The 23,879-nt window shown below is 74.5% G+C and carries 28 protein-coding genes; 7 read left to right on the top strand and 21 right to left on the bottom strand.

Features of this window, described 5'->3' with window-relative positions; genetic code table 11:
- Positions 1–84: 84 nt before the first annotated feature.
- Complete coding sequence (locus tag AC3EVP_RS27730) at positions 85–939, top strand: amidohydrolase family protein (RefSeq protein ID WP_435134399.1); 855 nt, start codon at positions 85–87, stop codon at positions 937–939.
- Here AC3EVP_RS27730 and AC3EVP_RS27725 read toward each other — a convergent pair.
- Positions 921–1,328 carry a winged helix-turn-helix transcriptional regulator gene (locus tag AC3EVP_RS27725; RefSeq protein WP_435134396.1) on the bottom strand — a complete coding sequence of 136 codons (408 nt, stop codon included), beginning with the start codon at positions 1,326–1,328 and terminating at the stop codon, positions 921–923. The genes AC3EVP_RS27730 and AC3EVP_RS27725 overlap by 19 nt on opposite strands.
- A gap of 122 nt (positions 1,329–1,450) precedes the next feature.
- Between AC3EVP_RS27725 and AC3EVP_RS27720 the strand changes: the two genes are divergently transcribed.
- Together AC3EVP_RS27720 and AC3EVP_RS27715 are read left to right on the top strand one after the other, a co-directional pair.
- Positions 1,451–2,434 (top strand): zinc-dependent alcohol dehydrogenase family protein, encoded by a 984-nt coding sequence (locus AC3EVP_RS27720; protein WP_435134393.1) that lies wholly within the window; start codon positions 1,451–1,453, stop codon positions 2,432–2,434.
- 64 nt (positions 2,435–2,498) lie between these two features.
- A complete protein-coding gene (locus tag AC3EVP_RS27715; protein WP_435134391.1) occupies positions 2,499–3,329 on the top strand; it encodes a YwqG family protein in 831 nt (276 codons plus the stop codon).
- 99 nt (positions 3,330–3,428) lie between these two features.
- Here the strand turns inward: AC3EVP_RS27715 and AC3EVP_RS27710 are convergent, their stop codons facing one another.
- The gene (locus AC3EVP_RS27710) at positions 3,429–4,322 is read right to left on the bottom strand and encodes a LysR family transcriptional regulator (RefSeq protein ID WP_435134389.1); all 894 of its coding nucleotides are present in this window, start codon (positions 4,320–4,322) and stop codon (positions 3,429–3,431) included.
- A gap of 102 nt (positions 4,323–4,424) precedes the next feature.
- Here AC3EVP_RS27710 and AC3EVP_RS27705 point away from each other — a divergent pair, with 102 nt between their 5' ends.
- Entirely contained in the window at positions 4,425–5,513 is a 1,089-nt protein-coding gene (locus tag AC3EVP_RS27705) for an alcohol dehydrogenase catalytic domain-containing protein (RefSeq protein WP_335980309.1), read from the top strand.
- A 38-nt stretch (positions 5,514–5,551) separates the two neighbouring features.
- On the opposite strand, the gene AC3EVP_RS27700 is transcribed toward AC3EVP_RS27705, so the two are convergent.
- The 10 genes from AC3EVP_RS27700 to AC3EVP_RS27655 all read right to left on the bottom strand — a co-directional run bounded on the left by AC3EVP_RS27700 (position 5,552) and on the right by AC3EVP_RS27655 (position 10,770).
- A complete protein-coding gene (locus AC3EVP_RS27700) occupies positions 5,552–5,836 on the bottom strand; it encodes a gas vesicle protein K (RefSeq protein WP_335980310.1) in 285 nt (94 codons plus the stop codon).
- Positions 5,833–6,063 carry a gas vesicle protein gene (locus AC3EVP_RS27695; RefSeq protein WP_335980312.1) on the bottom strand — a complete coding sequence of 77 codons (231 nt, stop codon included), beginning with the start codon at positions 6,061–6,063 and terminating at the stop codon, positions 5,833–5,835. The genes AC3EVP_RS27700 and AC3EVP_RS27695 overlap by 4 nt, the downstream gene beginning before the upstream one ends.
- Complete coding sequence (locus tag AC3EVP_RS27690) at positions 6,060–6,926, bottom strand: GvpL/GvpF family gas vesicle protein (RefSeq protein WP_435134384.1); 867 nt, start codon at positions 6,924–6,926, stop codon at positions 6,060–6,062. The genes AC3EVP_RS27695 and AC3EVP_RS27690 overlap by 4 nt, the downstream gene beginning before the upstream one ends.
- Positions 6,923–7,282, bottom strand: coding sequence for a gas vesicle protein (locus AC3EVP_RS27685; RefSeq protein WP_435134382.1), 360 nt, complete (start codon positions 7,280–7,282; stop codon positions 6,923–6,925). The genes AC3EVP_RS27690 and AC3EVP_RS27685 overlap by 4 nt, the downstream gene beginning before the upstream one ends.
- Positions 7,279–8,256 (bottom strand): SRPBCC family protein, encoded by a 978-nt coding sequence (locus AC3EVP_RS27680; protein ID WP_435134379.1) that lies wholly within the window; start codon positions 8,254–8,256, stop codon positions 7,279–7,281. The genes AC3EVP_RS27685 and AC3EVP_RS27680 overlap by 4 nt, the downstream gene beginning before the upstream one ends.
- A 6-nt stretch (positions 8,257–8,262) precedes the next feature.
- Positions 8,263–8,880 (bottom strand): hypothetical protein, encoded by a 618-nt coding sequence (locus AC3EVP_RS27675; protein WP_435134377.1) that lies wholly within the window; start codon positions 8,878–8,880, stop codon positions 8,263–8,265.
- A complete protein-coding gene (locus AC3EVP_RS27670) occupies positions 8,877–9,146 on the bottom strand; it encodes a gas vesicle protein GvpG (protein WP_435134374.1) in 270 nt (89 codons plus the stop codon). Before AC3EVP_RS27670 ends, AC3EVP_RS27675 begins: the two co-directional genes overlap by 4 nt.
- Before the next feature lies 1 nt (position 9,147).
- Positions 9,148–9,879: a GvpL/GvpF family gas vesicle protein gene (locus AC3EVP_RS27665; RefSeq protein WP_435134372.1), complete on the bottom strand. Its 732-nt coding sequence runs from the start codon at positions 9,877–9,879 to the stop codon at positions 9,148–9,150.
- A 2-nt stretch (positions 9,880–9,881) separates the two neighbouring features.
- Entirely contained in the window at positions 9,882–10,373 is a 492-nt protein-coding gene (gvpJ, locus tag AC3EVP_RS27660) for a gas vesicle protein GvpJ (protein WP_435134369.1), read from the bottom strand.
- A 73-nt stretch (positions 10,374–10,446) separates the two neighbouring features.
- Positions 10,447–10,770, bottom strand: coding sequence for a gas vesicle protein GvpO (locus tag AC3EVP_RS27655; protein WP_335980329.1), 324 nt, complete (start codon positions 10,768–10,770; stop codon positions 10,447–10,449).
- A gap of 287 nt (positions 10,771–11,057) precedes the next feature.
- On the opposite strand from AC3EVP_RS27655, the gene AC3EVP_RS27650 reads away from it, so the two are divergent.
- The 3 genes from AC3EVP_RS27650 (at position 11,058) to AC3EVP_RS27640 (ending at position 13,649) form a co-directional block, all read left to right on the top strand.
- Positions 11,058–11,978, top strand: a complete 921-nt coding sequence (locus AC3EVP_RS27650) for a LysR family transcriptional regulator (protein ID WP_435134366.1) — start codon at positions 11,058–11,060, stop codon at positions 11,976–11,978.
- Between the two features lie 199 nt (positions 11,979–12,177).
- Positions 12,178–13,011, top strand: a complete 834-nt coding sequence (locus AC3EVP_RS27645; RefSeq protein WP_435134364.1) for an inositol monophosphatase family protein — start codon at positions 12,178–12,180, stop codon at positions 13,009–13,011.
- Positions 13,012–13,052: 41 nt separating this feature from the next.
- A complete protein-coding gene (locus tag AC3EVP_RS27640) occupies positions 13,053–13,649 on the top strand; it encodes an NADPH-dependent F420 reductase (protein WP_435134361.1) in 597 nt (198 codons plus the stop codon).
- Between the two features lie 34 nt (positions 13,650–13,683).
- Here the strand turns inward: AC3EVP_RS27640 and AC3EVP_RS27635 are convergent, their stop codons facing one another.
- The 9 genes from AC3EVP_RS27635 to AC3EVP_RS27595 form a co-directional block, all read right to left on the bottom strand.
- Complete coding sequence (locus AC3EVP_RS27635) at positions 13,684–14,841, bottom strand: permease (RefSeq protein WP_435134359.1); 1,158 nt, start codon at positions 14,839–14,841, stop codon at positions 13,684–13,686.
- 142 nt (positions 14,842–14,983) lie between these two features.
- Positions 14,984–15,943 carry a hypothetical protein gene (locus tag AC3EVP_RS27630; RefSeq protein ID WP_435134356.1) on the bottom strand — a complete coding sequence of 320 codons (960 nt, stop codon included), beginning with the start codon at positions 15,941–15,943 and terminating at the stop codon, positions 14,984–14,986.
- Positions 15,944–16,046: 103 nt separating this feature from the next.
- A complete protein-coding gene (locus AC3EVP_RS27625; RefSeq protein ID WP_435134354.1) occupies positions 16,047–16,493 on the bottom strand; it encodes a hypothetical protein in 447 nt (148 codons plus the stop codon).
- A gap of 163 nt (positions 16,494–16,656) precedes the next feature.
- On the bottom strand, positions 16,657–16,875 hold the full coding sequence (locus AC3EVP_RS27620; RefSeq protein ID WP_335980342.1) for a DUF1918 domain-containing protein: 219 nt from the start codon (positions 16,873–16,875) through the stop codon (positions 16,657–16,659).
- A 121-nt stretch (positions 16,876–16,996) separates the two neighbouring features.
- A complete protein-coding gene (locus AC3EVP_RS27615; protein WP_435134351.1) occupies positions 16,997–17,725 on the bottom strand; it encodes a phosphotransferase family protein in 729 nt (242 codons plus the stop codon).
- A 32-nt stretch (positions 17,726–17,757) separates the two neighbouring features.
- Positions 17,758–19,050 carry a UDP-glucose dehydrogenase family protein gene (locus tag AC3EVP_RS27610; protein WP_435134348.1) on the bottom strand — a complete coding sequence of 431 codons (1,293 nt, stop codon included), beginning with the start codon at positions 19,048–19,050 and terminating at the stop codon, positions 17,758–17,760.
- A 14-nt stretch (positions 19,051–19,064) separates the two neighbouring features.
- Entirely contained in the window at positions 19,065–20,879 is a 1,815-nt protein-coding gene (locus AC3EVP_RS27605) for an ABC transporter ATP-binding protein (protein WP_435134345.1), read from the bottom strand.
- Positions 20,876–22,570, bottom strand: a complete 1,695-nt coding sequence (locus tag AC3EVP_RS27600; RefSeq protein ID WP_435134342.1) for an ABC transporter transmembrane domain-containing protein — start codon at positions 22,568–22,570, stop codon at positions 20,876–20,878. The genes AC3EVP_RS27605 and AC3EVP_RS27600 overlap by 4 nt, the downstream gene beginning before the upstream one ends.
- Positions 22,571–22,614: 44 nt before the next feature.
- Positions 22,615–23,877, bottom strand: a complete 1,263-nt coding sequence (locus AC3EVP_RS27595) for a radical SAM protein (RefSeq protein ID WP_435134339.1) — start codon at positions 23,875–23,877, stop codon at positions 22,615–22,617.
- Positions 23,878–23,879 lie beyond the last annotated feature (2 nt).

The following is a 23,879-nucleotide window of genomic DNA, read 5'->3' as shown; positions in this document are numbered from 1 at the left end:
CCTGATGCCCGCCGCCCGCCGCCCGCCCCCCGCCAGCTGTCTGCCGTCCGTCGTCCGCTGTCCGAACCGAGACCGGAGATCCGCATGACCCAGCCACCCGAGATCATCGACATCCACCCGCACATCCTGTCCGACGACCCCGCCGCCTATCCGCTCGCCCCGGTGGGAGGCAAGGTCTCCGGCTGGGCCGCCGGCCGGCCGGTCACCGCCGAGCAGCTGCTGGCCGCCATGGACGAGGCCGGCATCGCCAAGGCCGCCGTGGTCCAGGCGTCGACCGCCTACGGGTATGACAACCGGTACGTGCTCGACAGCTCCGCGCGCCACCCCGACCGTTTCGTGGCCGTCGGCTGCGTGGACCCGCTCGCGCCCGACGCGGCCGGAACGGTCCGGACCGCCGCGCGCACTCCGCGGTTCGCCGGCATCCGGCTGTTCACCACGGGCAGCACGATGCCCGGCCAGGCAGGCTGGCTGAGCGACGAGAGCACCCATCCGTTCTGGTCGGCTGTGCAGGAGGCGGGGCTGCCGGTCTGCGTGCAGATGCGGATCGCGGGGATACCGCAGCTCGTCGACGTCCTCGAGCGCTTCCCGGGGGTGACGGTGGTGCTGGACCACATGGCCTACCCCGCCATCGCCCCCGGCCGGGAGGAGGCCGCGTTCGGCGAGATCGAGCCGTTGGCGAAGTACCCGCAGGTGTTCCTGAAGCTCACCATGCGCAACACCGTGCCGCTCGAGACCGCCGACGCCGGCCGGTTCCTGGTGCCGCTGCTCGACGCGTTCGGCTCCGACCGCATCGCATGGGGGTCCAACTTCCCTGCGGCCGAGCAGCCGCTGCCCGAGCTCCTCCGCCTGGCGCACGCGGCGCTGTCGGTGCTCCCCGAGGCCGACCGCGCCGCCATCCTCTCCAGTACCGCCCGCCGGCTCTACCCCGCCCTCACCTGACCGGTGCGGCCGTTCGGGGGACGGCCGTCGGTGTGCGGCCGGGCCTGCGCCGCCTCCTGGAAGTCGGCGACGGCCCCGCCGTACTGCTTCGCCCAGTCGTTGAGCACCTCGATGGGTTCGACGAGGGTCCGGCCGAGGTCGGTGAGCCGGTATTCGGCCTGCCGCGCCTCGGTGCGGTGCTCGACCAGGCCGTACTGCTGGAGCCGGCGCAGCGTGTGGGTGAGGACCTTGCGCGAGACACCGCCGATGGCGTCGACGATCTCGCCGTGCCGGCGGGGGCGGCGGCCGAGCGCGTACAGCACGAGCACCGCCCACTTGTCGGAGAGGATCTCGACCGCCAGCCGCGTGGGGCAGTCCGTGAGGAAGACCGGTCCGGCCGCGTTCTGCATACCATCGAAGGTACCAAGAGGTAACGGGCGGCTCCGTAACGTCGTGCACAGAGATCAGCAGCAGCGCTCAGCAGCAGCGATCGGCAGCAGTGATCAGCACAGCGAGATGCGGAGGAGTCACCATGCCACGAGTCGTCGTGTTCGACGCGTTCGGCGGGCCGGAGGTCATGCGGATCGTCGAGGAGCCGGTGCCCGAGCCGGCCGCCGGCGAGGTACGGGTCAGAATCGAGGCGTTCGCGGTCAACCCGCTGGATCTGATGATGCGTGCCGGCGCCTCGCCGGCGCCCGTCCCCCTGCCGCACGCGCGCCTGGGCGTCGAGGGGACCGGCGTCGTGGACGCGCTGGGCCCGGACACCACCGGACTGGCGGTCGGCGACCCGGTCCTGCTCACGGCCGTTCCGGACGCGGTCGTCCGCGGCAGCTACGCCGAGTACACCACCGTCCCGGCCGGCCGGGTCATCCCCCGCCCGGCCGGGCTCGGGACCACGCAGGCGGCGGCGGTCTGGGTCGCGTACTCCACCGCCTACGGCGCGCTCGTGGAGCGGGCGAAGATCCGGCCCGGCGACCACCTCCTGATCACCGCCGCGTCCGGCGCCGTCGGCCGGGCGGCGATGCAGATCGCCCGCTACCTCGGCGCGGTGCCCCTGGCCGTCACCCGGCACACCGCACGCACGGACGACCTGCTCGCCGCCGGCGCCGAAGCGGTCATCGCCACCGACCGCGAGGACGTCGCCGAGGCCGTCCGCCGCCACACCGGCGGGGCCGGCGCCGACCTCGTCCTCGACCTGGTGCGGGGCCCGGGCCAGCAGGACCTCGTGCAGGCGGTCCGCCCGGGCGCGACCCTGGTCGCCGCGGGCTTCCTGGACCCCCGGCCGACCCCCTTCCCGGCGGGCCCCTCGCTCACGTCCTTCAGCTACCGCGGCTTCGACCTCCTCTTCGACCCCGTCGTGGTGCGGCGCATGGCCGCCTTCCTCAGCGCGGGCCTCAGCCACGGCGCGTTCCAGCCCGCCATCGGCGAGGTGTTCGCCCTCGACGACGTCGCCGAGGCCCACCGCCATGTCGAGGAGGGCCGGCACGGCGGGAAGAAGGTCGTCGTCACGGTCTGAACGGCCGCCGCCCCGGGCCCGGGCGCGGGGCGGCGCTGTCCGACCGACTGGCTAAGGTCCTGGTATGGACAAAGAGTTGCTCGACCGGCTGGCCCCGTTCCGCGACGAGGCGGTGGAACAGGGCATACCCCTCGCCGAGGTGGAGCGGTGGACGGCCGCGGCCGCCCGCCCCTGCGCGTCGCTGTCGACGGACGGGGACGGCCCGGTCGTGGGGCACTTCGGCGGCCCGCTCCTGCTGCCGCCCGAACTCCCCGACCCCTACTACCCGTTGATCGCCACCATCGACCTCGCGGCGCTCCCCGCCGACGCGACCGACCTCCAACTCCCCGCCGGCGGCCACCTGCTGCTGTTCGCGCACGCCGACGACCCGTACGGCAGGGGAGGCGGGGGCGAGGCGCTGTACCTGCCGCCCGGCACCGCCGTCGAGGAACGCGAAGTGCGCGACGGGGCCACGGACTTCAGCGACGACGCGAAGACGCAGGAGCAGGTGCTGCGGCTGCTGGAGCAGTACCCGCAGGGCGAGATGCGACTGAGCCGGGACGTCCTCCTGCCGTCGTACAGCGACCCGGACGTCCCCGACCACTTCTGGACCGCGCTGGTGCGCGACCACCCCCGCGCCGAGCAGATGAGCGAGGTGTGGGACGAGGTGGGGTGGCGCATCCCCGGCGGCGGTCCGCTCCAGCTCGGCGGATACCCCTCGGACGAGTACGGCGGCGAGGGCTTCCACCGCGAGTCGCCCGACGGGCAGAACCCCAGGGACTGGGTGCTCCTCGCCGACTGGCACCCGGGGCTGGAGGGCCGCGAGGGCCTCACCGTGCACTGGCCGATCCGCCTGCCGGACCTCGCCGCAGGCCGCTTCGACCAGGCGGCCGCCACCATCTTCTGGAACCCCTGAGCGCCGGACCACCCCTGAGGGCCTGGCCCGCTGCGAGCCTGACACCTGAGGCCCCGAACCCCCGGGAATCCTGCGGCCGTACGGCGGCGGGCGCGCCGGTCAGGCGCCCGCCGTCAGCGCCCGGGTGACGGCCGCGAGCGCGGGCGACCGCCGCCCGGGCAGGCGCGCCACGAGAATCCGCCGGATCTCGGGCGGCGCGCCTTCCACCCGCACCAGGCTCACCTTCGGCGGCAGCACCCCGGACAGCCCCGCGGGCACCGTCGTCACCCCGAAGCCGCCCGCGACCAGCAGCAGCTTGGTGAGCCAGTCACGCGCGCTGTGCACGATCCGCGGCCGTCCGGGCAGACCGGGCCAGACCCCGAGCAGCGGCTCGGACCCGGACGACGGGGTGGCGATCCACGGCGCGCCGACCAGTTCGTCGACGTGCACCGCGTCGCGCCCGGCGAACTCCCCGGTCGACGCCACCGCCACCACCAGTTCGGTGTCCGCGACGGTCTCCACCGACAGGCGCGGCGACTCGCCGTCCACGGGCCGGTGCGGCGGGCGGGAGCTGAGCACCGCGAGGTCGATCGAACCCGCGCGCAGCGCCCGGACCAGGGTGGGCGTGGTGCCCTCGGTGGTCGTCACGGTGACGTGCGGGTCGCTCGCCGCCAGGCGCGCGAGCGAGGGCGGCAGGAGGGCGGCGCCCGCGCTCAGGAACAGCCCGAGCCGCACCCGTTCGGTGCGCGGGGCGGTGCCGGTGAGATCGTGTTCGGCCGCCGCCAGCGTGTCCAGGATCGTACGGGCGTGGCGCAGCAGCGTCAGGCCCGCGGCCGTCAGCCGGACCCCGTCGGGGCGCCGCTCGAACAGGACCGCGCCCGCGCTGCGTTCGAGGGCGGCGGCCTGGCGCGAGACCGCCGACTGGGTGTAGCCGAGCCGGTCGGCGGCCGCGGTGAAGCTGCCGGACTCGGCGATCTGCCGCAGGACCCGCAGGCCGGTGCTGGAGATGTCCATGCGGCCTACGCATACCACGGATGCCGGATCGTCGCTTCCCGCAGGGCGGCCGGACTCCTACGGTCGATCGCGACAAGCCCGGAACGATCACGGAGGCCCCACGTGTACGCAGCAGTTCTGACCCGGTTCGGCAGCCCGCTGGCGGTGCGGGAGGAACCCGACCCGGTGGCCGGCGGCGGCGAGGTGCTGGTCGAGGTGCTCGCCACCTGCGTGGCGCCGTACGCGGCCGAGGTCTTCAGCGGTGCGCGGAAGTACCCGCTGGTCCCGCCCGTCGTGCCCGGCATCGGCGGCATCGGGCGGGTCGTCCGGGTCGGCCCGGACGCCACCCGCCTGCGGCCCGGCGACCTCGTGTGGTGCGACTGCACGGTCCGCTCGCGGGACGACGCCCTCACCCCCGACATCACCCTCCAGGGCTGGAGCTCCCGCGGCGAGGGCGGCGCCCGGCTGGCCCGACACCTGCACGACGGGTCGTTCGCCCAGCTCATGCGGGTCCCCACGGAGAACGTCTACCCGCTGCCCGCCGCGGCTGCCGACGACCCGGCGCGCTGGTCCGCGGTCGGCTGCCACGTCATCCCCTACGGCGGGCTGCTGGCCGGCCGGCTCGCGGCCGGCGAGACGCTGCTCGTCAGCGGCGCCACCGGCAACCTCGGCAGCAGCGCCGTCGCCCTCGCCCTGGCCATGGGGGCGGGGTGCGTGGTCGCCCCGGGCCGCAACCAGGCCGCGCTGGACCTCCTCGCCGACCGCTTCGGGACCCGGGTGCGGCCCGTCCCGCTGACCGGCGACAGCGCCGCCGACTCCGCCGCGATGGCCGCCGCGGCGCACGGCCCGATCGACATGGTGCTGGACCTGCTTCCGCCGAGCGCGCCCAGCTCGGTGGCCCGCACCGCCGCCATGACCGTGCGCGAGTACGGCCGCGTGGTCCTCATGGGCGGCGTCGGCATGCTCGGCGGCGACGACTTCGCGCTGCCGTACCCCTGGATCATGCGCAACTCGGTCACCGTGCGCGGCCAGTGGATGTACCCGCGTGAGGCGAACACCGGCATCATCCGCCTGATCGCCTCGGGCGCCCTCGACCTCGCCCCCGAGCAGGTCCGCTGCTTCGGCCTCGACGCGGTCAACGAAGCGGTCGCCCACGCCGCCGCCCACCCCGGCCCCTTCGACCGCACCGTCCTGACCCCGCCGACCCGCTGACCAGGGCCCGGCGGCGGCCCCGGCCAGGGCCCCGGCGGTCAGCGCCAGCTGTCCGCGAGGAGGGGGCCCAAGGGGCCGAGGTCGAGGTTGAGGTCGTCGCGGCTGAGTCCGTGGTGCGCGCAGAGCTCGGTCATCGCCTCGTCGAGCCGCATGAGGGCGAGGCCGAGCCGCTCCTCCTGGTCCGCGGTGAGGTCCTCCTGGTCCAGGCGGCGCACCGCCTGGCGTTCCAGGAGCTGGCGGACCAGCTCGACCAGGGTGAGGACGAGGGAGACGAGGTCCCGGGCGGCGTTGTCCGGGTCGAGGCGCACCGTCGGGGCGGTCACAGGGGCCCTCCGTCGCTCCAGGGGGCGGGCACCCGCTCGCTGACGGACGCGAGCAGGGCGTGCAGGGAGAGCCGGATCAGCGGCACCTCGGCGATGGCGATGACGAGGTCGCCGCTGATGACGACGCCGGTCGCCAGGACGCGGTCGAGCAGGTCGACGAGCGGGACGCCCAGCGGCGCGCCGCTGTCGGGCCCCACCCAGCTGACGGTGTCGGTCGCGGCGGTCACGGGTGGACCCCGCCGGTGAAGGAGTAGGGCACCCACGGGCCGGTGACGTCGATGTGCACCTCGAGACCGGTGAAGGAGCCCCGGAGGGCGTGCACCGCCGCGGCCAGCTCCGCGGACTGGGCGTCGTCGACGAGGAAGGCGGCGTTGAGCACCTGGTGCCGGTCCCGCCCGGTGACCTCGGGGCCGTGCGGACGGCGGCGCACCGCGGCCACGGCCAGGGCGGCCGCGGTGTCGTGGACCCGCTGGGCCACGTGCAGCGCCGCGTCCTGCCAGGACTGGCGGTCGCGCTCGCGGCCCCGCACCCGGGACAGGTAGGCCGCGCCCGCCCCGGGAGCGGCCGCCCTCGCGGTGCCCGCGGTCCGGGAAGCGGCCGGGGCCGGGGCGGTGCCGGCCGACCGGCCGAGGTGGACCTTGACGGACCACTCGGCGCGCCCCGCCAACCGGTCCAGCGTGCCGAGGAACAACTCCCGCTGGTGGTCCAGGGCTTCGGCGGCCCGCCGGTCGTCGGTGAAGAGGGTCGCCAGCGGCAGCGGAACGACCGGGCCGTCCGCGGCGGCGGCCACGACCACGTCGTGGTGGCCGCGGGCGCAGCGCTCCAAGGCGACCGGGTCCGACAGCCGCCGGCGCAGGGCCTCCTGCGTGAAGTCCGCCGCCGGGACGCTCTGCACGACGGCCCGCAGGGAGCCGGCCAGCGGCAGCAGGCGCAGCGGCCCGCCGCCCGTGTGCCCGCTCCGGCCCGCCAGACTGCCGGGATCGCCGCCGCGCCGGACGGCGAAGACACAGGTCGCCGTCATCCCGTCGGCCGGCCCGGCCGGCGCGCTCGGCCCGACCGGCGCGGGACCGCGGTCGGTGGGGGCCGTCATGTCCGCGCCCTGGACGGTGCGCTGCGGGCGGGGACGTCCTCCCGGTCCTCCAACTCGGCCACCCGGGAGCGCAGTTCCTCGTTCTCCTGCGCGAGGGCGCGCTCGGCGGCGCGGGAGGACAGGGCCGGATCGGTCTCCCACCAGTCGATGCCGGCCTTCTTGGCCGTCTCGACCGACGAGATGAACAACCGGAGCCGGATGGTGAGGAGTTCGATGTCCAGGAGATCGATCTTGACGTCGCCGGCGATCACGATGCCCTTGTCCAGGATGCGTTCGAGGATGTCGGCGAGGTTGGACGTCGAGGGGGAGTGGCGGTAGGGGTCGTCGGCGGTGGGGAAGTCGAGCGGTGCCGTCACCGCCGGCTCCGGCCGCGCCGCCGAGGACGCTCGTCCTCGTCCTCCTCCTCGTCCCAGTCCTCGTCCTCGTCCTCGTCTTCGCCCTGGTCCGCTTCGTCCTCGTCCTCGTCGAACTCCTCCTCGTCCTCGGCGCCCTCCGCGCCCTCGTCGTCCTCCAGGCCCTCCTCGTGGGAGCGCACGACCTCGCCGTCGCGGATCTCGCCGCGCCAGCCCTCGATCTCGTCGTCGGCGTGCAGCGTGACGTGGCGGCTGAAGTGCTTGAGGTCGAGGCGGAGCCGCCGGCCCTGGGCGCGCCAGAGGTTGCCGGTCTTCTCGAAGAACCCGGCGGGGGTGTACTCCACCACCACGAGGATGCGCGTCAGGGTGGGGCCGAGGTCGTGGAAGCTGACGGCGCCCGCCGTGGTGCCCTTGGGCCCCTCGGACGTCCACACGATCCGCTCGTCCGGGATCTGCTCCTGGATCGTTGCCTTCCAGTTCCGTTTGGACGGGCCGACCTTGACGTTCCACTCGGTCGTGACGTCGTCCTCCTGCGAGACGCCTTGGACGCCCTTGGTGAAGCCGCTGAAGTCCTCGAACTGCGTCCAGTGGTCGTACGCCGTGCGCAGGGGGACGCCGACGTCCAGCGTCTCGACGATGTTCACCGCCTTGACGTTGTCCCCCTTGCCCCCGCCCCCGCCACCGCCGCCGCCCCCGACGGCGTTCTTGACCGTGCCCATGACCTTCTCCTTGGCGTCCTTGGCTTTCTGTCCGGCCATCGCCTTGAACGGTGACTCGCCCTGGAGGACGCGGCTGCCCACGCCGAGCATGCCGCCCTCGCCCTCGCCGATGTCGGACAGCCGGTCGGTCAGGTCGGACACCTTGCCGCCGGCCTTGTCGATCCACCCCTGCGTCATTCCGCTCAGGAAGTGACCGAACTCCTCGCGCAGTTCCTCCAGCCCGGTGGGGCGGTCGGACTTCTCGTTCTGCCTGGCCATCGCCGTCTACCTCCCGCGCCGGTTGGTCGTGGAATCCGCCCGGCCCGTGGTCTTCCGCCGGGCCGTCTCGCCCTGGCGGGACGCGGACTTGGCGGCCGCGCTCTTGTGCGCGGCCTTCTTCGCCGCGTGCTTCGCCGCTTTCCTGCCCGCCGGCCCGTCGTGCCGGTGGGGCGCGTGCCGGGGGGACTCGGGCTCCTCCGCGTCGTCGGCGCCTTCCGCGCCGCCGCGGTCGTCGTCTTCCGGGCCCTGCTCGTCCTCCTCCGCACCGTCCTCCCGGTCTTCGGCTTCTCCGGCTTCTCCGGGTTCCTCCTGCGGGCGGCGGGCGCCCCGCTCGCGGAGCGCTCCGGCGAGGGAGGAGAAGCCCCGGTCGGCGGACGAGGACGCGGCCTTGCTCGCGGCCATGTACAGCTCGTCCTTGATCTGCGCGCGCAGCTCGTCCAGTTGGGGATGCTCCCGCAGCCGGCGCAGGCCCTCCGCGGCGAGCCCCGCCGGGGAGAGGGGGAACCGGCGCCCGGCGAGGAAGGTGCCGATGACGATGGCCGTCTTCGCCTTGCGGGTACGGCCGAGGAGGTAGCCGCCGGCCACCGCCGCGGCGATCGCGGTCTTGCACGAACTGTCCGTCACCGAACGTCTCCTGACTGGTGGGCGGCGCGCTGCCGCCGGAGTGTGCCGTGTTCGAGCTGGTCCAGCAGCCGTTCTTCCTCCGCCGCGAACCGCTCGGGGTCGATCTCGCCGTCGTCCAGGGCCCGGTTGAGCTCGGCGAGCCGGGCACGGAGCACCGCCGGGTCGTCGATCTCGTTCTCCGCCGTCTCCAGCAGCACGTCGGCGAGCCAGCCCACACCGCGGACCGGGGCGAGCGGCAGGAGCAGCAGACCGGTGAAGAGGCCCATGTCAGGTCCCCGCGAGGGCCGGTACGTCGGAGAAGCTGTAGCACGGCAGCGGACCGGTCAGCCGCAGCCCGGCGCCGAAGACGTTCCGGGCGGCGAGCGTGTCCACCGCGGCGCGGCAGTCGTCCGTGCGGTCGGCGGCGACGAGGAAGGACGCGTTCAGCACGCAGCCCGGAACGTCCGGGCCGGGAGCCGTCTCCTCGGCGAGCGCCGCCAGCGCGGCAGCCGCCTGCCGCCCCACCTCCTCCGCGCGCCGCCGCAGGCCCGCGGCGACGGCCTCGCCGAGCCGCACACTCGTGTCGTAGCCGGGCCGCCGCCGTACCTCCTCCCGCAGCCGCCGCACCTGCGGGTCGGTGCGGGTGAGGTCCGCGAGGCCGGCCTCGACCGGGGAGACCTTGAGGTTCAGCTCGACGCGGCCGGAGATCCGGGCCAGCGCGGCCCGGTAGCCGTCGGCGCCGGTCCGCAGCTGAGCGAGCAGGGCGTCCTCGTCGTCGGCCACCACGCCGAACCGGGCCGGGAGCACCGGGCCGCTGCCGGACAGGGACAGCAGGACGTTCTGGTGCGCGTGCAGATCCCGGCGGTAGGCGCGCAGCCGCTGCGGTGCGGCGCTGACCACGGCGGCCAGCGGGCCCGCGACCAGCGTGCGCAGCCGGGCCGGCGGATCGCCGATGCCATGCACCTGGCCGGGCAGGACGACGTCCGCCGCGGTCACCCCGTAGACGTAAGTGCTCCCCACGGTCAGTCCTCCTCGTCGTGACGCCGGGACCGGCTGCCGGAACGAGAGCTGGAACGGCTCCCGGAGGAACTGCCGGAGCGGCGGGCCGAGCTCTTGCGCCGCGGCCGCTCCTGCTCCTCCTCGTCGCCCTCGTCCTCGTCGTCCCCGTCGCCTCCGACGCCGATGGCGTCCTTGACCTTGTCGCCCACCGACCGGGCGGCCCGCTTGGCGCCGGTCTTGCCTATGGCGGCGGAGGCCCCGCCGAACAGCTCCGGGACGGTGCGGCTGGTGGAGTCGTTCTCCAGGTCCAGGCGGTTGCACGCCTCGGCGAAGCGCAGGTACGTGTCCACGCTGGCCACGACGATGCGCGCGTCGATCTTGAGGATCTCGATGCCGACCAGGGACACCCGGACGAACACGTCGATGACCATGCCCCGGTCGAGGATGAGGTCCAGAACGTCGTAGAGCGTGCCCGCACGCGGGGGGCACACGACTCCATCGGTGATGACGGTCACGGCGGTACCAATCTTTCGGGTGGGCCCCGGGGGACAGGGCGGCGGGAGCGGCGACGGCTCAGTGGTCGGCGGCTCACTCGTCGACGGCGCCGCGCCGGTAGCGGTGGACGCGGCGGTAGCTGCGCAGTGCGCCGTCCTCGGCCAGCTCGACCTCGTACGTCGCCAGCAGGCTCGTGGTGTCCGGGATACGGGCGACCTCGACCACGTCCACGCCGACGCGCCAGCCGCCCTCCTCCAGCGGCGCGACCGCGGAGCAGCCCTCGGTCGGACGCCGGATCAGCTCGCCGAGGAGGTGGGCGGCCCGCTCGGCCGCGTCGTGCGCGTCCTTCGGATGCCCGCTGCGGGAGCCGGACCGGTGGGACGGCGCACGGGACTGTCGGGCACGTGTCTCTGCCATGACCTCACCCTGCGGGCGCCCGGACACGTGTGCACGCGGAGTAGGACCATCCGGAGCGCCGCGGCGGCCAAGTGACCGCTGCCGCAGGGCCGTCGGCGTCCGCGGCACCGCCGCTGCGGCATCAGGGTGCCCGCTACCGCCAACACGGTGGCCGAGCGGTGCTCCGCCGGGGCCCGGCACGTTCCGCCACCTGTCCGGCCCGGGCGCTCGTCATCCGGTTCCGCGCGTGATCACCAGGGACACCGCCTAACAGCAAGTGCATGCTCTTCATTCATATAGTTACTGCCATGCAACTGGACTTGAATCTGCTCACCGCCCTGGACGCGCTGCTGGAAGAGGGCAGTGTGGCCGGAGCCGCGGACCGGCTCCACGTCACCGCGCCGGCGATGAGCCGCTCGCTGGGCCGCATCCGCAAAGCCACCGGCGACCAGATCCTGGTCCGCACCGGACGCCACATGACGCCCACCCCCCGCGCACTGGCCATGCGCACCGAGGTCCACGTCCTGGTGCAGCAGGCCCACCAGTTGCTGTCCTCCCGTACGGACCTCGACCTGGCGGACCTGGAGCGGGTGTTCACCGTTCGCCTGCACGACGCCCTCACCACCGCCTGCGGGACTGCCCTGGTCGCCGCGGTGCACCGCCAGGCCCCGAAGGTGAAGATGCGCCTCACGGTCGAGCCCGGCCACGACACCCCTGAGCTGCGTCGCGGAGAGGTCGATGTGGCCTCCAGCGCCGGACCCCCGCCCCAGCCCGACATCCGTCACCGCCTCATCGGCCAGGACCGGATCATCCTCGCGGTCCGGGCGGGCCATCCGCTCACCGACGGGCCGGTGACGGTCGAGAGGTACGCCGCGGCCGATCACGTGACCGTCTCCCGGCGGGGGAGCCTGCGCAACCGGGTGGACGACGCCGTCGCCGCCCTCGGCCACGAGCGCCGTGTCATCGTCTCCGCCCCCGCGACGGACACCGCCCTGCAACTCGCCCGTGACGCCGACATCGTGGTCACCCTCCCCGACGCGGTCACCCGCTCCGCCCGCGACCAACTGGGCCTGACCACACTGCCGTTGCCCTTCGACCTGCCACCCGTGCCGCTCTATCTGCTCTGGCACCAGCGCTACGACGACGACCCCGCCCACACCTGGCTGCTCGACCTGGCGACCCAGACCCTCCAGGGCCTGTTCACCGCTCCGGACGCTGCTGACCAGTAGCGTCCCGTCGGGGCATCTCGACGGGCTTCGCGGGCACTGCGGGAGGGAAGCAGATCCAATTGCGCGGGAGTCATGTCAGTAGTGCGTGACATGCACTTGAGGTTAATGATCGACCGCTCTACTTTCGAAGGGCAGGCGCGAACGGAACGCGGTTTCGCCCGGTCTGCTCGACCACCCCTCCTCCGATGGGAGCACCACCATGTCCGAATCGATCCGCACCGCCGAAATCGCCGCGCCCGCCGACTCCGCGTCCGACACCGACCTGCTCGCGCGGACCGCCGACGCCGTACGCGCGGCGGGTTCGGTGCTGCGGGAGCGCTTCGGGGACGTGGCCGCTCCTCGGACCCGTGACGAGCTGATGGGTGCGCTCGCCGCCAACGACGACGCGGCCCTCGCCGTCCTGCGCCCCCGCCTGACGCGCCTGCGCCCGGACGCCGGCTGGGTGGAGAACGAACTGGACGGCGGGGCGCTGCCGTCCGGCGAGTGGTGGGTCGTGGACCCGGCCGAGGGCAACGTCAACCACCTGCACGCCCTGCCCGAATGGGCGGTTACCGCCACTCTCGTGCGCGACAACCGGCCGGTGCTCACCGCGGTCCACCAGCCGCTGGCCGGCCGGACCTACACCGCGCTCGCCGGCGCCGGCGCCCACCTCGACGGCCGGCCCCTGCACGTGTCCCCGACCGCGGACCTCGGCCTGAGCCTGGTCGCCACCAGCCAGGCCCGGCCGGACGAGGACGAGAAGGTCGTGCGGCGCATCGGCTCCTCGATCACCGCGATGCTCCTCGACGCGCTCGTCGTCCGCGTCGCCGTCCCCGCGACCCTGCACCTGCTGGACGTGGCCGCCGGCCGGCTCGACGCCTTCTGGCAGTTCGCCGGCGCCCGCGCGGACCTGCTCCCCGGAGCCCTGCTCGTCACCGAGGCCGGCGGACGGATCACCGACGCCGAGGGCCGCCCCTGGACCCCGCAGAGCGCGAGCTTCCTGGCCGCCGCGCCCGGCGTCCACGCCCGGGCCGTCACCACGCTCTCCCGCTGACCACCCACCACGACCCGCACCCACCGAAGGAACAGAACACCATGACCACCATCGCAGTCCTCGGCAACGGCCGCGTCGGCGGCAACCTCGCCCAGGCCCTCACCCGCGCAGGCCACCGGGTGACGGTGGCGGGCCGCGCGCCGGGCGCCGCCGCCGACGCCGCCGAGGAGGCGCGGATCGTCGTCAACGCAACCCCGGGCGCCGGCTCGCTGGAGCGGCTCACCGCACTGCGCGACGAACTGCGCGGCAAGATCCTCGTCGACGTCTCCAACGCCACCGTCGACGGACCGGACGGGCTGCCCGCCGACCTGCTCTACCCCGGTTCGAGCCTGGCCGAGCAACTCCAGGAGGCACTCCCGGAAACGCGCGTCGTCAAGACGCTCAACACGATGCTCTTCCCCGTGATGACCGCGCCCGGCGCGCTCGCCCAGGCGCCGACCGCCTTCCTCTCCGGCGAGGACCCGCAGGCCAAGCAGACCGTCCGTGAACTGCTCACCGACCTCGGCTGGCAGCAGGAGTGGATCACGGACCTCGGCGGGATCGGGACCGCCCGCGCCACCGAGGCCGCGATCCTGTTCGTGCCCCACGTGATCCGCTCCAGCGGGTTCGCCCCCTTCGCGGTCTCGGTCGTCCGCTGAGAGCCTGGGGCGACGGTGATCGGCGGGACGGACCCTAGTGGTGGGAGTGGTCGCTGTCCGTGCTGGGGGCGCCGCCCATCATGCGGAGCATGCCGAGGCCGCCGGTGCGCAGGAAGCGGGTCAGGAGCGCGGCGGCCAGGAGGAGGAAGGCGATGTTGAGGACGGTGGTGTAGTTCCAGGTGACGCCTTCGGCGGGGATGGTGGCGTCGGCCTGGTCGGGGACGAGGCCGAGGCCGCCGAAGACCAGCTCGACGGCGTATCCGGCGACGACGGCGGCCGCGTAGAAGGTGCCGAGCAGGAAGAGGGCCATACGGGCGCCGTAGTACTTCCGGTAGATGCTCAGGATCGGCAGGATGATCAGGTCGGCGAAGACGAACGCGACGACCCCGCCGAAACTGATCCCGCCCTTCCACAGCACGACCGCGAGCGGCACGTTCCCGATGGAGCAGACGAACGAGGCGATCGCGACCAGCGGGCCGATCAGCGGACCCCAGAACTTGGACGCCAGCGGGTGGCCGTCGAAGAAGAACGCGCGCCAGAACGCGTCGGGCACCCAGGCGGCGATGGCGCCCGCGACGAACAGGCCGACCACCAGGTCCCGCAGGATCGCCGCCCACTCCATGACGAACACGTGCGAGGTCGCGGTGAACCCGTCGGGCGACAGCAGGCGCCGGGCGAAGGAGCCCTCGCCCCGTACGGACATGTCCATCGCGGCATGGCCCTCCATGGCACCGGCCACGCCGCGTTCGGCCTGCGCCCGGGCCGTGCGCAGCAACCGGTCGCGCAGCAGCAGCCGGAACAGCACCGCCAGGACGACGATCATGATCGGGCCGCCGGTGAACTCCGCGAGCGTGAACTGCCACCCCATCAACAGCGCGAGGATGACGCCGAGTTCGGCGACGAGGTTGGTGGAGGCGATCTCGAACGCCATCGCCGCGGTGAAGTCGGCGCCCCGGCGGAACAGCGAGCGCGCCAGCGCCACCGCCGCGTAGGAGCAGGACGACGAGGCCGCGCCCAGACCGGCGGAGAGCGCCAAAGTGCGGGGGCGGTCGTCGCCCAGGAGCGCCACGACGGTGGAGGTGCGGACGACCGCCTGCACGACGGCGGACAGGGCGAAGCCCAGGATCAGGGCCCAGGTGATCTCCCAGGCCATCGAGCCGGTGATCGACAGGGCGTGCAGGATCGCGTGCATACGTCACAGCCTTCCCCGTGGAGGGAGCGGGACCGCGCCGCGCCGCGCGCGGGCGCGGGGCGGCCCGGCCGATCGGGTGGTGGGGGCGCCGCTGCCGGTCGGCGCCCCCTTCGGACCCCCTTCGGACGGGGTCAGCTCACGGTCAGCTCACGCGCAGGGTCAGCGCCGCGGTGTGCAGGGCTCCGGCGGCCCGGAACTGGAGGAACATCCGCCAGTTCCCCGGCTTCGGCAGCTCGGCGTGGAAGGACAGGTCCGGGCCGCCGTGGCCGCCGTCGGCCGCCGTGGTGGGGTGCAGGTGCGCGAAGGCGGCGTCGCCCTCGTGGAAGGCGGTCAGGTGCGCGTAGCTGTCCAGGTACGGCTGGAGGCCGGTGACGGGCCGGCCGTCCTTCGACGTGGCGAGGTGCACGGTCAGCGGGTGCTCCATGCCCGCCATCAGGTCGCCCTTGACGGTGACGGTGTAGCCGTCGGCGGTGGCCGTGGACGACGCGGCGGGCAGCGGGGTCGCGGTGGCGGCGCCGGGGACGGTGACCGGACGGGACAGCACGAACGCGGTGCCCGCGCCCGGCCCGGCCGCCGGGGTGAAAGCGGCGAACATCCGCCAGGAGCCGGGCGCGAGGGCGGCCGGGCGCGCGGTCCAGGTGCCGTCCTGGGCCATGACCGGGTGCAGGTGCTGGAAGCCGGTCAGGTCCGAGCGGATCGCGTAGAAGTGCAGCCGCTTGGTCTGGTCGACCCGGAACGCGGTGACCGGCCTGCCGTCCGGGCCGGCGACGGTGAAGCGGTAGGGGGCGGGGGTGCCGGCGGGCAGCGTGGTGGCGGCGCTGGTGAGGCGGTAGCCGTCCGCGTGGTCGGACAGGCCGTCGCCGCCCGCGGTGGCGCCCATGCCGGGCATACCTGACGTGGCGGTGGCGGTGGCGGTGGCAGTGGCTGCGGCGGCGCCGGTGGCCGACGGCATCGCGCCGTGGTGCGTGCCGGGCATGGCGCCGTGGCCGCCGGAGCCGCTGGAGCCGCACGCGGCCAGGGCGGTCGCGAGTACGGCCGCGGCGGCAGCCGCGAGGGCGCGGCGGCGCATGGCGGTACTGATGCGGGAAGAAGAAGCAGACATGGGTGGGGGACTTTCCGGGTGGGCGCACCCGCACCGGGTGCGCGGACGTCATCAGGGCACCTCACCGGATCTCGGCAGGAACTACCGGCCCGGCGCGGCCCGGTCAGGTCCGCGCGACACACACCTGGAGCAGGAGCAGGCGCCCGCCCGGTGGCGGCGGCCCGCGCCGCCTCGCCCGGTGGGGCCCGCCCAGGAGTCGGCCGAAGGCCAGGAGGGCGGCCGCCGGCACGGCGACGGCGAGGAGCGGCCCGCCGGCGGGCAGCACAAGGCGGGGGCGGGCCGGGGTCGATACGCACAGTTGCCCGCGCATCGCCGGTACGGCCCCGGTCCGCGCGCTGCCGGGGCGCTGGTGTGCCGCCGCCGCGGGGCCGTTCGGCGCCATCGCGGCGGCGGCCGGGACGCTCATGCCCGCAGGCGCGGCCGCCGCGCCATGGCACCCTTCGGCCGCACCGAACGGAGAACCGTGCATCAGGAACAGGCCGGCCAGGACCGCGCACGACAGCAGCAGCCGGGCAGCGCCCCGCCCGCCGACCTGCCGCCTGCCCGCCACCGCCGGACCCCTCCGTTCGCAACGCGCCTGGGCACACGCCTCCCGGCGCAGCCGCTGCGAGCATACCCCACCCGGGTATCCGAAGGCCGTGCGGCACGCGGCCAGGCGCACCTCCCTGACCCGGCGTCAGGCAGCGAACGCCCGTCCAGCCGCGCCCGGCCGGTCAGCGTCCGCCGCCCCCGCGCCCGGTGTGTTCGCCCTCGGCCTCGACATGGGCCTCCGGCCCGGGGGAGAACAGCGTCTCCCGGTGGTCCTCCGTCCAGCGCACGGTGTACGGCGGTGTGCCGTCCGGATGCTCCAGGCCGACGACCCGGCCGCGGCGGCGGTGGCCGTCCACATGCACGGACTCCACGACGATCCAGTCCCCGACGTGAGCACGCATCCCGCGCCTCCCTCCGTCTGCTGTGCGGCTTCCCCGCGCCCCCCTCTCCAGGGTAGGAGCACCGGCGCGCCTTCCCGCGAGCCCCGCGACACCGAGTTCACGAGCCCCGCGGCGCGGAGTCTCAGAGGAAGGCGGTCAGCTCCTGCTGCCGCGCGGCGGTCCAGCTCTGCGCGGCGCGCACCTCCTGGGGGACGCCCCGCCGGCAGAGGCCGACCATGGCGGGGTCGCCGTCGGCCGCGCCCTGCTCGATGCCCTGCCGGCAGCGGTCCTGCCACCACAGCACGGTTGCCACCAGATCGGCGCGGTCGGTGCCGGCCAGCCCGTAGGCGTCCGCGACGGCCCGCATCCGCGGCCCGGCCCAGTCCGTCTCGCGGCCGGGGCCCAGCCGCAGGAACTGCCAGCACAGGTGGGCCACGTCGTGGACCCGGCGGCCGGGCCCCGCCAGGTCCCAGTCGATGAGCGCGACCGGGCGCAGCAGGCGGCCCTCGTCGCGGTAGACGGTGTTCCGGTACGACAGGTCGTTGTGGCACACCACCTCCGCGCCGGCGGCCAGGCGGTGGCCGGCGGTGAGGTCGTGCGCGGCGCGGACCAGACGGGCCAGCTCCGTCAGGCTGCCGACGGCGGCGACGCGTTCGTCGTACTCCCAGGGCACGAGGCCGGGGACGAAGGTGAACATGTCCCGCCCCTGCGCGTCGGACCCGAGGCAGCGCGGCGCACCCGGCCACTCCTGGTCGGCGAAGTGGCCGAGCACCTGCCGTACGTAGGGGGAGGTGGGCGTGCGGCGGACCGTGCCGTCGACGAGGACGGTCGTGCCGACGAAACCGCCGCGCAGTTCCTGCTCTTGGGGCATGAGGGGATTCCTTGCCGGGCCGGGGAGGGATGTCACAGCTGTTCGTACGCGGCGCGGCCCACCGCCATGTACGAGAAGCCGAGCCGGACCATGGTTCCAGGGTCCAGCAGGTTGCGGCCGTCCAGCAGGACGGGGCGCCGCATGGCCGGCCTCACGGCGGCCCAGTCCACGTCGAGCAGCTGCGGCCACTGCGTGACGACGATCGCGGCGTCGGCGCCGTCGGCCGCCGCGGCCGGTGTGGGCATGCGGCTGCACGACGACCACGGGTGCGCGTCCGCCGGGACGGCGACCGGGTCCCAGTAGCGCACCTCCGCGCCCTCCGCGAGCAGCCGGGCGGCCACCACGGTGCTCGGCGCCTCGCGCATGTCGTCCGTCCCCGGCTTGAACGTCACCCCCAGCACGGCCACGCGGGCGCCCGCCAGGCCGCCCAGCGCCGTCTTCAACCGCTGGACGGCGCGCCGTCGCTGGAGGTCGTTCACCTCGATCACCGCGCTGAGCAGCTGCGGGGTGTACCCGGAGTTGCCGGCCATCTGCTTGAGCGCCAGGGAGTCCTTGGGGAAGCAGGAACCGCCCCAGCCGATGCCGGCTTCGAGGAAGTGCGGGCCCAGGCGGTGGTCCATCCCGACAGCCCTGGCGACCTCGACGACATCGGCGCCCACCAGTCCGCACACGTTCGCGATCTCGTTGACGAACGAGATCTTCGTGGCGAGCAGGGCGTTCGCGGTGAGCTTCACCATTTCCGCCGAGGCCACGTCCATGACGACGACCGGTGCGTCCACCCCCTTGTGCAGCTCGGACACGCACGTCGCGGCGACCTTGTCGCCGGTGCCCACCACCACCCGGTCGGGGTGCAGAAAATTCGCCACGGCACTGCCCTCCGCGGTGAACTCCGGATTGGCGGCGTACGCCACGTGCCGCAGCCCGGCGGCGTCGAGCGCGGCGCGCACCTGGGCACCCGTCCCGACGGGAACAGTGCTCTTCACCACGACGGCCTTGAGGTGGGAGGCCCCGCGCAGGGAGTCGACGACGGCGAACACCCGGCTCAGATCGGCGTCCCCGGCGGCGGTCGGCGGCGTGTCCACGCACACGTAGGCCACGTCCGCGTGGCGCAGTGCCTCGCCCGCGTCGAGGGTGAACGACAGCCGCTCGGTGTTGCCGGCCAGCAGCTCGGCCAGCCCCGGCTCGTACAGCGGGGTCCGGCCCGCTCGCAGCGCGGCGACCGTGCCGGGGTTGATGTCGCGAACGGCGACGGTGTGGCCCAGGTCCGCGAAACAGGCGGCGGTCACGAGGCCGATGTACCCGGCTCCGAACACGCAGACGCGCATGTGGTCTCCACCTTTCATGACGTTCGGTCTGGCATGGCTCCCCGCGGCGCGGGGCTGCCGGTGACGCGTTCGGCGTCCCGGCCGCGGGCGGGCGTTCTCCGGGCCCAGGTGCGCCACAGCCGCGCGTAGGCGCCGTCGAGGGCGAGCAGCTCGTCGTGTGAGCCGAGCTCGGTGATCCGTCCGTCCGCGACGACGGCGATCCGGTCGGCGTCGCGTGCGGTGTGCAGGCGGTGGGCGACCGTGACGACGGTGCGGTCCCGCAGGCGGGACGCCAGCGCCTCCTCCAGGCGGCGGGCCAGCACGTGGTCGAGGTCGGCTGTCGCCTCGTCCAGCACGATGACGTCCGGCTCCCCGGCCAGGACCCGGGCCAGGGCCACCTGCTGTGCCTGCCGGGCGTCCAGGGGCACCCCGCCCGCGCCGACCCGGGTGGCGATGCCCTGCGGCAGCCGCCGGGCCCAGGAGTCGGCGCCCACCGCGTGCAGCGCGGACCACACGGTGGCGTCGGCCCGCGGGCCGGCCAGGGCGACGTTGTCCCGCAGTGTCGTGGCGAACACGTGGTGCTCCTGGCTGACCAGGGCCACGCGGCGGCGCAGCAACGCCGCCGGCAGGGCGCCGAGCGGTACGCCGGCGAGGCGGATGTCGCCGCCCGAGGGGGGCCGGGCGCCCGCCAGGAGCGTGGCCAGGGTGGTCTTGCCGGCGCCGCTCGGCCCGATCAGGGCGAGCGTCTCACCGGGCCGCAGTTCCAGGTCGACGCCGTGCAGGACGTCGCGTTCGCCGTCGTAGGAGAAGCGCACCGCGGACGCGGTGAGAGGTGGGCGGGCCGGGACGCGCTGGAGCAGGACCGGCTCGCCGGGCGGCGCGGGCAGCCCGAGCAGCCTGGCCAGCGCGGTGTACGCGAGGTGCAGGTCGTCGACGTAGTAGGAGACCCGGTTCACCGGCTCGCCGAACTGCTGCGCGTACACCGCCGCCGTCGTCACGGCCGCCACCGTCGCATGGCCGTGGGAGTGCAGCACGAACCCGGTCAGGAGCACCGCCGGAAGCGGCAGAAGGCACAGCAGCCCGACGGCAGGCAGCCAGGTGGTGCGCAGGTTCAGGGTGCGCAGACCCGCCCGGAACACCCGGGCCAGGTCCCCGTCGGTACGCCGCACCCGCAGGCCTCCCAGGTCGAGGGCCTCCACGGTGCGCGGGTGAGAGCCGGTCTCCACCAGGCCCTCGCTGACGTCGGCGTACGCCTGGCTCTCGGCGAGGTACCAGCCGGGGGCGCGGCGCAGATACCAGCGGGTGACCGCCGCGGACAGCACCAGGGACACCAGGCACGGCAGGACGTACAGCGGGTCGACCGCACCCAGTGCCACCACGGTCAGGCCCATCACCAGCACCGCGCCGAGCAGTTCGAAGACGGTGAAGCGGAAGTTCCGGGCGACGGCCGCGATGTCCCGCGTGGTCCGGGTCAGCAGGTCGCCCACGCCGGCTTCCTCCACCACGCCCATCGGCAGCGCCAGCGCCCGGCGCATGACGTCCTCCCGCAACTGCGCGAGGAGTTCCTCGCCCAGCACCCGGGCCCGCAGGCGGGCGTAACGGGTGAGCAGCGTCTGCGCCACCAGCAGCGCCGTACCCAGTGCCATCAGCGGCACCAGCGGCACGCGCCTGTCGTGGTGCACGGCCGCCGAGACCAGCCGGCCGATGATGGGCCCGGTGGCCAGACTCGCGGCGACCGACAGCGTGTACGCGCCCAGGACCAGCGCGAGCGTCCGGCCGTGCCCTGCCCGCACCCGGCGCAGCCAGCCGGCGACCGCGCGCCGGTCCGCGACCGGCAGGTGCCCGCTCACCGGTCCGCCTCCCCGTCCGCCGGCCGGCCGGCGAGGTCGGCGCGGACATCCGCGTGGGCGGTGAAGGCGGGACTGTCGGTGATGACCACCGTCGTGCGGCCCGTACGGAAGCCGGCGATGCGCCGCGCCATGCGCGCTTCGGTGGAGGCGTCCACCGCCTGGGTCGGCGCGAACAGCACGAGCACCTCGGGGTCGGCCAGCAGCGCCCGCGCCACGATGAGGCGCTGCCGCTGCCCACCGGACAGGGTGTGCCCGCGGCCGCCGACAGGGGAGGCGAGACCGGCGGGCAGAGCGCGTGCGACGTCCTCGGCGGAAGCGGCGTGCAGCGCCCGCCCGACGTCCTCCTCGCTGTGCTCGCCCCGCGGGTCCACCACCTCGCGCAACGTGCCGGCGAACACGCCGGACAGCGGCGTGGTCACCAGCACACGCTGCCGCACCTCCCGGCGGTCAAGGGCCTGGAGGGGGACGCCGCGGAAGGAGGCGCCGGGCCCGCCGTACCCGGCCAGCCGGTCGGCGAGCTCCGCGCCCGCGGTGGCGTCCGGGGCCTGGACGACGGTCAGTCGCCCGGCGGGGAAGGCGAGGTCCGCCGGCGCGTCCGCCAGCTCCGGGCCCGCACCCGGCGGCGGGAGCGGAAGCGGCGCCTGGGGAGCCGGTGCCTGCGGCGGTGCGGTGAGGACGGCCAGGACCCGGCCGGCGGCGACCTCGGCTTTGGCGGCCTTGTCGTAGAACTCGGCGGCCGTCTGGAGCGGCACGACCAGGAAGGCGACGAGGCCGGCCAGGGACACCAGCGTGCCGGGGCTGATGGCACCGGACAGCGCCAGGTCCGCGGACCACCCGACGGCCAGCAGGCCGAACAGGCCCGGCAGCAGCACCTGCACGCCGTCCACGAGGGTCTCGGTACGGGCCAGCCGCACACTCGCCGCCCGCGCCTCCTGGGAGCGGGCGCGGTAGCGGCGGACGAACTCCTCCGCTCCGCCCGCTCCCCGCAGCACCCGCTGCCCGTGCACGGCATCCACCGCCATGGTGCTCAGGTCGTCCAGCACCCCCCGCAGCGCGTGCTGGCCACCCAGCAGCGGGCGCAGCAGCGGATGGATGCCGAGCACGAGCAGCGGCATGCCGACCAGCGCCGTCCAGCCGAGCGCCGGCGCCGTCGCCAGGAGGAACGCCGCGACCGCGCCGAAGGTGACGAGCGCTCCGGCGGCACGGGCGGCGATCCGCAGGAAGTCACCGAGCGGCGCGATGTCGGCGCCGCTCACGGCTGCCAGGCCGCCGGCCGTGCGGCTTCCGCCGAAGCCGCCGGGCACGACAGCGCGGCGGCACACCAGCTGGACCGCTCTGGAGTTCGCCGTGCGCGCGCTGCTCTCGGAGCAGCGGTTGCGCAGGGCACCGGAGCCGTGCAGGAGCACCGCCAGCCCCGCCAGCGGCAGGCAGTCGGCCGCGGCCCCGGCCAGTCCCGGGCCGGAGCCGGACGACGGCGCGGTGAACATCCGGTCGATGATCCGGCCGACGAGCAGCGGGACGGCTGCCTGCGCCAGCATCCAGATGACGCCCAGGGCCGCCGCGGCCGCGACCGTCCGCGACTGCCGGAGCGCGAGCCACAGCAGGAACCTGCGGGGCGACCGTACGTCAGGCGTGCCCGGGTCGGCCAGCGGGAGCGGTTGCATGATCTCCTTGTCGTCGTCTCTCTTCACCCTCGGGGGTGTGCGGGCGGCGCGGCGGGCGGGCGTCCCGCCGGTCAGGACCCGCCGGGCGCCGGCAGGTTGCGCAGACTGTCCGACAGCATCCGGACCGGGATCAGCGGTTGCGCCGCACCGGCCGGTTCGGCGACGAACGGCACCGAGGGCACCGTGGCGGAACTGCGCCTGCGGGTGACATCCGCGTGGGTCGCGCTGCTGACCACCCCGGAGATGCGGTCGGGATGCACCAGGTACTCGAAGTCGATGTACCGCTGCGCGTAGGTGTAGCGGCACGGCGAGAACGCGTCGGGGATGTCGCCGGTGAGGTGCGCCCGCCGCAGGGACTGCCACTTCTCTCCGTTCCAGATCTCCTCGAAGGTGCTGTCCCGCAGCGTGCCGAGGGTGTACTCGTCGCTGCCGATGAGGTGGTCGCAGAAGCCGACGGCCCCGTCGTAGCGGATGTACGCGTAGCTCCACGGGTGCATGCAGGCGGGCTTGCGCACCATGTCGGGCAGGGCGAGGGAGGGGTCGGGCGCCGCGCCGAGCTGGACGACGACGCCCTCGGCGCGCCCGGTCTCGGCGGCCTCCGCGTACGCCCGCTGGGTCCGCTCCAGGTCGCGCCGCAGGTGCGACGGGTCGTCCAGGTGCGCCACCAGGGGGTGGATGACGACGGGGGAGACGTCCAGGCGCGCGGCGAGGCGCACGATGTCGGCCAGCTCGTCGAGGTTGTCGATGCTGGAGACCACGTTGAAGTTGACGTGGTCGCGGGGCACCCCGTACCGCTCCCGCGCCTCCACCACCGACCGGCAGGTCCGCTCCAGGCGCTCCAGCGTGCCGCCGGCCCGCAGCTTCTCGAACAGGGCGGGTGAGGCGGCGTCGCACGACACGGTGACGATGCCGTGCCCGCGCATGATCGCGTCCCACACCGCCGGGCGGTTGATCTGCGCGTTCGTCACGACCCGGACGCGGACCCGGTGGGCCAGGGCGCGCAGCACCATGTCGCCGAACCCGGCGAGCATGGTGCTCTCACCCCAGCCGCGCACGTCCACCAGGTGCGCGGCAGGGAAGAGCTCCTCGGCGAGCCGGTCGAACATCTCCTCGTCCATGTTCAGTGCCGGGTTGTACTTCTCGCCGAAGCGGCACATCGGGCACTTGAGGTTGCAGTTCTGCGTCAGCTCCAGGAACAGCGCCAGCGGCCGGCTGCGCAGTTCGGTGGCGCCGCTGCGGTACTCGGCGATGTTGAGTTCCTGGTTCGAGCGGCGCAGCTCGGTGAGTTCGAAGGGCTGGACGGGCACGTCCAGCAGGTGGTCGTCGGATCGCATGG

The organism is Actinacidiphila sp. bgisy144, from assembly GCF_057708105.1.
The sequence above is the reverse complement of the archived record's forward strand: the minus strand, read 5'-3'. Positions and strand labels throughout refer to the sequence as shown.

What these genes read in the sequence shown, in the direction of transcription:
- AC3EVP_RS27615 (WP_435134351.1), bottom strand. Translation starts at nt 17,725, where the DNA reads ATGCCCCAAGAGCAGGAACTGCGCGGCGGTTTCGTCGGCACGACCGTC.
- AC3EVP_RS27715 (WP_435134391.1), top strand. Translation starts at nt 2,499, where the DNA reads ATGGACAAAGAGTTGCTCGACCGGCTGGCCCCGTTCCGCGACGAGGCG.
- AC3EVP_RS27645 (WP_435134364.1), top strand. Translation starts at nt 12,178, where the DNA reads ATGTCCGAATCGATCCGCACCGCCGAAATCGCCGCGCCCGCCGACTCC.
- AC3EVP_RS27620 (WP_335980342.1), bottom strand. Translation starts at nt 16,875, where the DNA reads ATGCGTGCTCACGTCGGGGACTGGATCGTCGTGGAGTCCGTGCATGTG.
- AC3EVP_RS27725 (WP_435134396.1), bottom strand. Translation starts at nt 1,328, where the DNA reads ATGCAGAACGCGGCCGGACCGGTCTTCCTCACGGACTGCCCCACGCGG.
- AC3EVP_RS27670 (WP_435134374.1), bottom strand. Translation starts at nt 9,146, where the DNA reads ATGGGCCTCTTCACCGGTCTGCTGCTCCTGCCGCTCGCCCCGGTCCGC.
- AC3EVP_RS27640 (WP_435134361.1), top strand. Translation starts at nt 13,053, where the DNA reads ATGACCACCATCGCAGTCCTCGGCAACGGCCGCGTCGGCGGCAACCTC.
- AC3EVP_RS27730 (WP_435134399.1), top strand. Translation starts at nt 85, where the DNA reads ATGACCCAGCCACCCGAGATCATCGACATCCACCCGCACATCCTGTCC.
- AC3EVP_RS27680 (WP_435134379.1), bottom strand. Translation starts at nt 8,256, where the DNA reads ATGGCCAGGCAGAACGAGAAGTCCGACCGCCCCACCGGGCTGGAGGAA.
- AC3EVP_RS27595 (WP_435134339.1), bottom strand. Translation starts at nt 23,877, where the DNA reads ATGCGATCCGACGACCACCTGCTGGACGTGCCCGTCCAGCCCTTCGAA.
- AC3EVP_RS27720 (WP_435134393.1), top strand. Translation starts at nt 1,451, where the DNA reads ATGCCACGAGTCGTCGTGTTCGACGCGTTCGGCGGGCCGGAGGTCATG.
- AC3EVP_RS27635 (WP_435134359.1), bottom strand. Translation starts at nt 14,841, where the DNA reads ATGCACGCGATCCTGCACGCCCTGTCGATCACCGGCTCGATGGCCTGG.
- AC3EVP_RS27690 (WP_435134384.1), bottom strand. Translation starts at nt 6,926, where the DNA reads ATGACGGCCCCCACCGACCGCGGTCCCGCGCCGGTCGGGCCGAGCGCG.
- AC3EVP_RS27655 (WP_335980329.1), bottom strand. Translation starts at nt 10,770, where the DNA reads ATGGCAGAGACACGTGCCCGACAGTCCCGTGCGCCGTCCCACCGGTCC.
- AC3EVP_RS27630 (WP_435134356.1), bottom strand. Translation starts at nt 15,943, where the DNA reads ATGTCTGCTTCTTCTTCCCGCATCAGTACCGCCATGCGCCGCCGCGCC.
- AC3EVP_RS27610 (WP_435134348.1), bottom strand. Translation starts at nt 19,050, where the DNA reads ATGCGCGTCTGCGTGTTCGGAGCCGGGTACATCGGCCTCGTGACCGCC.
- AC3EVP_RS27710 (WP_435134389.1), bottom strand. Translation starts at nt 4,322, where the DNA reads ATGGACATCTCCAGCACCGGCCTGCGGGTCCTGCGGCAGATCGCCGAG.
- AC3EVP_RS27650 (WP_435134366.1), top strand. Translation starts at nt 11,058, where the DNA reads ATGCAACTGGACTTGAATCTGCTCACCGCCCTGGACGCGCTGCTGGAA.